The organism is Kitasatospora sp. NPDC004799 (genome assembly GCF_040609095.1).
GTDB lineage: Bacteria > Actinomycetota > Actinomycetes > Streptomycetales > Streptomycetaceae > Kitasatospora.
Map to the genome: position 1 here is coordinate 1 of NZ_JBEXJK010000548.1, position 4,589 is coordinate 4,589.

General features: G+C 68.5%; 6 protein-coding genes. All 6 read right to left on the reverse strand.

Translation table 11 applies throughout. The features are described from left to right. Positions 1-91 precede the first annotated feature (91 nt). A complete protein-coding gene (locus ABZW03_RS37690) occupies positions 92-1,129 on the reverse strand; it encodes a methyltransferase domain-containing protein (RefSeq protein ID WP_355268912.1) in 1,038 nt (345 codons plus the stop codon). Positions 1,130-1,190: 61 nt separating this feature from the next. Further along, positions 1,191-2,276, reverse strand: coding sequence for a hypothetical protein (locus ABZW03_RS37695; RefSeq protein ID WP_355268914.1), 1,086 nt, complete (start codon positions 2,274-2,276; stop codon positions 1,191-1,193). Continuing rightward, positions 2,201-2,653: an NUDIX domain-containing protein gene (locus ABZW03_RS37700; RefSeq protein ID WP_355268916.1), complete on the reverse strand. Its 453-nt coding sequence runs from the start codon at positions 2,651-2,653 to the stop codon at positions 2,201-2,203. The genes ABZW03_RS37695 and ABZW03_RS37700 overlap by 76 nt, the downstream gene beginning before the upstream one ends. A 221-nt stretch (positions 2,654-2,874) precedes the next feature. Next, a complete protein-coding gene (locus ABZW03_RS37705; RefSeq protein WP_355268918.1) occupies positions 2,875-3,714 on the reverse strand; it encodes a helix-turn-helix transcriptional regulator in 840 nt (279 codons plus the stop codon). Continuing rightward, positions 3,705-4,229 (reverse strand): DUF6879 family protein, encoded by a 525-nt coding sequence (locus ABZW03_RS37710; RefSeq protein ID WP_355268920.1) that lies wholly within the window; start codon positions 4,227-4,229, stop codon positions 3,705-3,707. The genes ABZW03_RS37705 and ABZW03_RS37710 overlap by 10 nt, the downstream gene beginning before the upstream one ends. Next, the gene (locus ABZW03_RS37715; protein WP_355268921.1) at positions 4,213-4,410 is read right to left on the reverse strand and encodes a hypothetical protein; all 198 of its coding nucleotides are present in this window, start codon (positions 4,408-4,410) and stop codon (positions 4,213-4,215) included. Before ABZW03_RS37715 ends, ABZW03_RS37710 begins: the two co-directional genes overlap by 17 nt. Between the last annotated feature and the right edge of the window lie 179 nt (positions 4,411-4,589).

Genomic DNA, 4,589 nt, shown 5'->3' on the forward strand with positions numbered 1-4,589 from the left:
TCGAACCACGCGGCCCCATCGAGACCGAAGCAGCCCGCCGCCTCGCCGACGACCTCAAGCACCAGTAGTCACCCGATTACCCAACACTCTCTCAGAGCGGCCACCGGGTGGTGGTGCCGTCCGGCGCGGTGTAACTCGCGAACTGGCCCTCCGGGCCGGCCTCGACGGTGAACCACTCACGGCGGGGGCAGTGCTGGTCGAGCCAGCTCCGGTGGGCCGCTTCGACCGTCCGCCAGAAGTCACGGGGGCTGCTGCGGGCGACGGCGGGGCCGAGGTGGAGGCCGGCCCAGAACGCGAACCCCGGGTCGTCCAGGGCGCTGGAGCCGGCCTCGCCGGCCCGGCCGTCCGCGTCGGTCGGCCCGGCCGGCTCCGGTGCGGCAGTCCCGCCGTCGCGCAACGGCATGAAGGCGGCCGGGCGGGGCAGGAACCGCCCGACGGCGCGCCCGTCCGGCAGCCTGGTGAGCCTGGCCACCGCGCCGCCGAGCGGAACGACGATGAGGCCGCCGGGCGCGCACTGGTCGAGCCAGGTCAGCGGGAGGCGGCGCACGCCGCAGGTGGCGATGATCCGGTCGTACGGCGCGTCGCCCGGGTATCCGCCGGCTCCGTCGGCCGCCACGACCGTCGGTGCGAAGCCCACCTCGCGCAGCCGGGTGCGGGCGGCGGCCACCAGGCGCTCGGTGCGGTCGACGCTCGTGACGTGGGCCGCCCCCGCGAGGTGGCAGAGCAGGGCGGCGTTGTAGCCCGTGCCCGTCCCGACCTCCAACACCCGGACGCCGGGGCGGACATCGAGCGCGTCGAGCATGTCGGCCATCAGACTCGGCAGCGTGGAGGAGGAGGTCGCCGCTCCGCGCACCCCCTCCGGGCCGGCGTCCTCCGCATGGACGCCGTCCACCTCGGTGACCAGCACCCGGTCCGCGTACACCTCCCGCAGCCACCCGGCGTCGTTCTCACAGGGCCGATGAAAGCCGCCCTCCTCCCGGTAGAACACCGGCACGAACGGATGCCGCGGCACATTGAGGAACGCCTCCACCACCCGCGAGGACAGCACGGCGCTCGCCCGCTCGATCTCCGAGGCCAACATGATGCGTGCCCGCAGGAGTTGGTCCTCGTCGTGGTCCGGAATCGTCATGCCTGAGCGGGCCCTTCCAGGTAGTCACAGATGGCGGCGGTGATGGGCGACCGGCGACGGTCTACTCGCCGGGGTCGGGCCCCGAGTAGGCCGGCGATCGGAAGATCCGGCGGAACGCTCCGGGTCCGTGGCGCTGGTCGAGCCAGCCGGTCAGGCCGGACAGGTCGCCGCCGATCACGGCGGCGACGATGAGCCGGTGGAGAGTCTCCGCGTCGGCCCCGCCCAGCTCGGCGAGGAGGCGCTGGTACCGCGCCCCGACACCGTGTTCGTATCCGGCCACCGCCAGGTGGAAGCGGGTGCAGGCGTCGGATTCGGCGCCGCACTCGACGTCGGACGGCTCCAGCCGCCCCGTCGTGTCGCGGAATGCCAATCGATCGGGCGGGGCGATTCGCTCGGCCAGGCCGAGGCGGTCGGCCACCGTGGCGGCGATCGTCCGGGCCTCCCGGTCGGTCGCTCCCTCCATGACGATCCCGAGGTTTCGCGTCGAGACCGCGTCGCCCTTGTCCCTCCCCGAGTACGTACGCCCCTGTGCATCACGCCAGTTGATGCCGTACCGGCTTCGGACCACCTGCCCACCGTGGAGCCGGTACTCCCGGAACGACCCCCAGTGCAGGCAGTCATGGGCGTAGGACCGGAGGAGGTCGAGCGCCACCAGCTCGGGTGACGTCAATCGGGGAGAGCACAGCCGCCCGTATCTGGTGACCACCGAGGCCAACTGAACGTGCCGATAGCCCTGGTTCGGGTGGTGGAACCCGCCGAAGGCGTCGGGCCGGGTCGAGCGCACCCCGACCCATACCCGGTCGATCGGCAGCAGCTGGTCGAGCCCCAAGTCCCGGTAACGGGCCGCCAGTAGAGCCGCGCCCTGGCGGAACACCTCGCGCGCCGGCTCGTCCGCCCAGGAGTCCAGCACCCAGTGCAGCAGGCTGAACGTCGTGTGCGGGTGGGCCTGGTCCAGGGCGGCCGTCGCCCGTCGCGCGGCCAGCAGGTGCGCCAGCTCGGCACGTTCGGCCGCGCCACCGGCCAGGTGCTCGTTCGGCCCCAGGTACGAGGGAGTGAGCGAGCGGCCGAGGGTCAGAACCGCGGACGGCCGATCAACTGCCGGTGCGAGTCCTGCAATCCCTCGGGGAGATCGTCCGGTGCGAACCATCGAGCCTCCAGGATCTCGAACGAGGCCGCCTTGATCCGGCCGCTGACGTACAGGGCCTCGAAGGCGACTTCGACGCGCAACTTGTATCCGCTCCTCAGGTGCGCCAGTTCGCACACCTTCACCGTGAGCCCGGTCTCCTCCCGGACCTCACGCACGATCGTGTCCTCGAAGCTCTCGCCCTTGTTGGCGTAACCGGTCGGCAGGCCCCACTGCCGGCCCTCCGGCCACATCCGGTGCTTGAGCAGCAGCACCCGGCCTTCCTGGTCACGCACGATGCCCGTCACCCCGACCATGAACTTCGCGTGCCACAGCCACAGCACGCGCCACTGCATCGGTCCCCGGATGACCCGCCAGAGCTTCGCCGCGATCTTCTTCATGGACTGCCCCTTCGTTGGCCGGCCCCGCGCTCCGCTCGCGCGATCAGTCCACGATCCCGCACCACACACCACTGACATGAAATCCGTGATTATCAGACTAATCGGGCTGGATTCAGTGACGCCGTCGGCGCCAATCCGCTGCTGTGCGGAGCGCAGAACCGTCTGCCGCTCCTCAGGTTAGCCGCAGGAGGGAGCGGAGAGGCGATTATTCCCGTGCGTGACTAAAGACCCCTCAGGAAGAGATCTGCCCATGCGGCCAGTTGCTCGCGGGCCTGATCTCCAAATATGGCGTGCTCTTCGTACATGGCGAACGCCGCCCGATACGCCTGAATGTCTCTCCGGTCTCGAAGAATGACGATTCCGGTTTCCGTCTCGACCGTGGCAAGACTGCTGTCGTACACCGTGAAGGTGTTCAGCGGACTCTCCGGGATGTACTTCCCGAGCGGGATCACCCCAAGGCGCACGTTCGGGAGCCTCGACACCGACACGAGCCTTTCGATCTGCGTGGCCATGGCCCGAGGGGGCAGCACGGCCCAGCGAACCGCCTGCTCGGTGAGCAGGAACGAGAAGGTCTTCGCATCGTCATGGATGACGGCCTGGCGCTCCAGCTTCTTCGCCATGGCTTTCGTCGTGTCTCCAGGCACGTGAGCAAGGCTCGCCCGAATGTACTCCGGCGTGGCCAGGAGTGTGTTCAGCATCGAGAGCAGGAAGTAGCGAATCTCGGTCGAGGACCGGTCGAGCGCCGCAAGCTCTGCCTGCTTCTTCTCCAGCCCCTTCTTTCGGAGAGCTCGAACATCCTGCCACTCGGTGTTCGCCACGCGGGCCAGGTCGAGTACCCGCTGCGCAAGTTCGGCCGGAACTTCGAGCGCGCGCAGGATCAGCTCCACATCCACCAGGGAAGGTACGGTCCTGCCGGTCTCGATCTTGCTGATCTTCGACTGCGTCATACCGCAACGCCGAGCAAGCCGGTCTCCTGCGAGACCGGCTTTAACCCGTATTTCTCTCAGCGCCTGCGCCAGGTCACTTCTGCTGTGCCCCAGCTCTTCCGGGTCTATTGCCACCCGTGCGCTTTCACATAGTCGGCGAATGGCACCGACTCGGCCACAGCAATCCGCTGCCATTCGAGGTACTGATCCGTTTCGCCCGCCACGAGCACCCGGTCGATCTGTGTCCCGTCGGGTTCATAGTTCATCAGGACCACGGTCGAATCATCGAAGGTCCAGAAATCCTGGTCCGGGAGACCGGGGTTCGCCCGGTCCGTCAGGTCGAGGATGCGGATGTCCTCGCCGGCCTTGGCGTGCGGTTCGTAGTACATGAATTCGTACCGCAGATAATCACTCAGCGGCCGCGTGACGAGGTGTACTCGCTGAACCGTGCGGCCGGCCGCACGGTGGGCCAGGAGTCTTTCGGTCCAGCCGGACGTGTACGTGACCGGGTCGATTCGATTCCCGTTCAGGAAGTCCTCGATCTCCTCGGCCTCTCCCGCGACCTTGTAGGCGGGGAGAGTCTCGAGCCGGAATGCCGACCGCGAGAAGCCGTGCAGGACCCTCTGCCAGTCCTCACCATCCAAGAGCACGGATCGCCTCCACTACAACGTGCTCGGGCAGTTCCACGGCGCCTTCGTGCGCCGGCATCGTCAACTCTGCGTACTGATCCCCCTGGAAGACGAGAGTGCCCCGGTCGGTGACGTAGACGTTCGGGCAGTCGCCCTCCTTGCAGTCACCGTTGCTGCCGCCGGTGAGCCGCCGGTGAGCCATGGTCAACCCCCTTCAGCGCGGCCCAGTTGGACCGACTGACCGAAACGGTAGGGAAGGGCCGAATCATCTGTCCATGCGCCAGGGTGACTATTCCCGTTCTGGACTAATGATCACGTTCCGCTGTCGGCCGGGGGGGGGGGGGGCCGGGGGGGGGGCGCCCCGGGGGCGGGCGAGGGGCG

Bases quoted from the DNA above. Each gene is read 5' to 3' on its own strand.
- ABZW03_RS37690 (WP_355268912.1), bottom strand. From the start codon at position 1,129: ATGACGATTCCGGACCACGACGAGGACCAACTCCTGCGGGCACGCATC.
- ABZW03_RS37695 (WP_355268914.1), bottom strand. From the start codon at position 2,276: ATGGTTCGCACCGGACGATCTCCCCGAGGGATTGCAGGACTCGCACCG.
- ABZW03_RS37700 (WP_355268916.1), bottom strand. From the start codon at position 2,653: ATGAAGAAGATCGCGGCGAAGCTCTGGCGGGTCATCCGGGGACCGATG.
- ABZW03_RS37715 (WP_355268921.1), bottom strand. From the start codon at position 4,410: ATGGCTCACCGGCGGCTCACCGGCGGCAGCAACGGTGACTGCAAGGAG.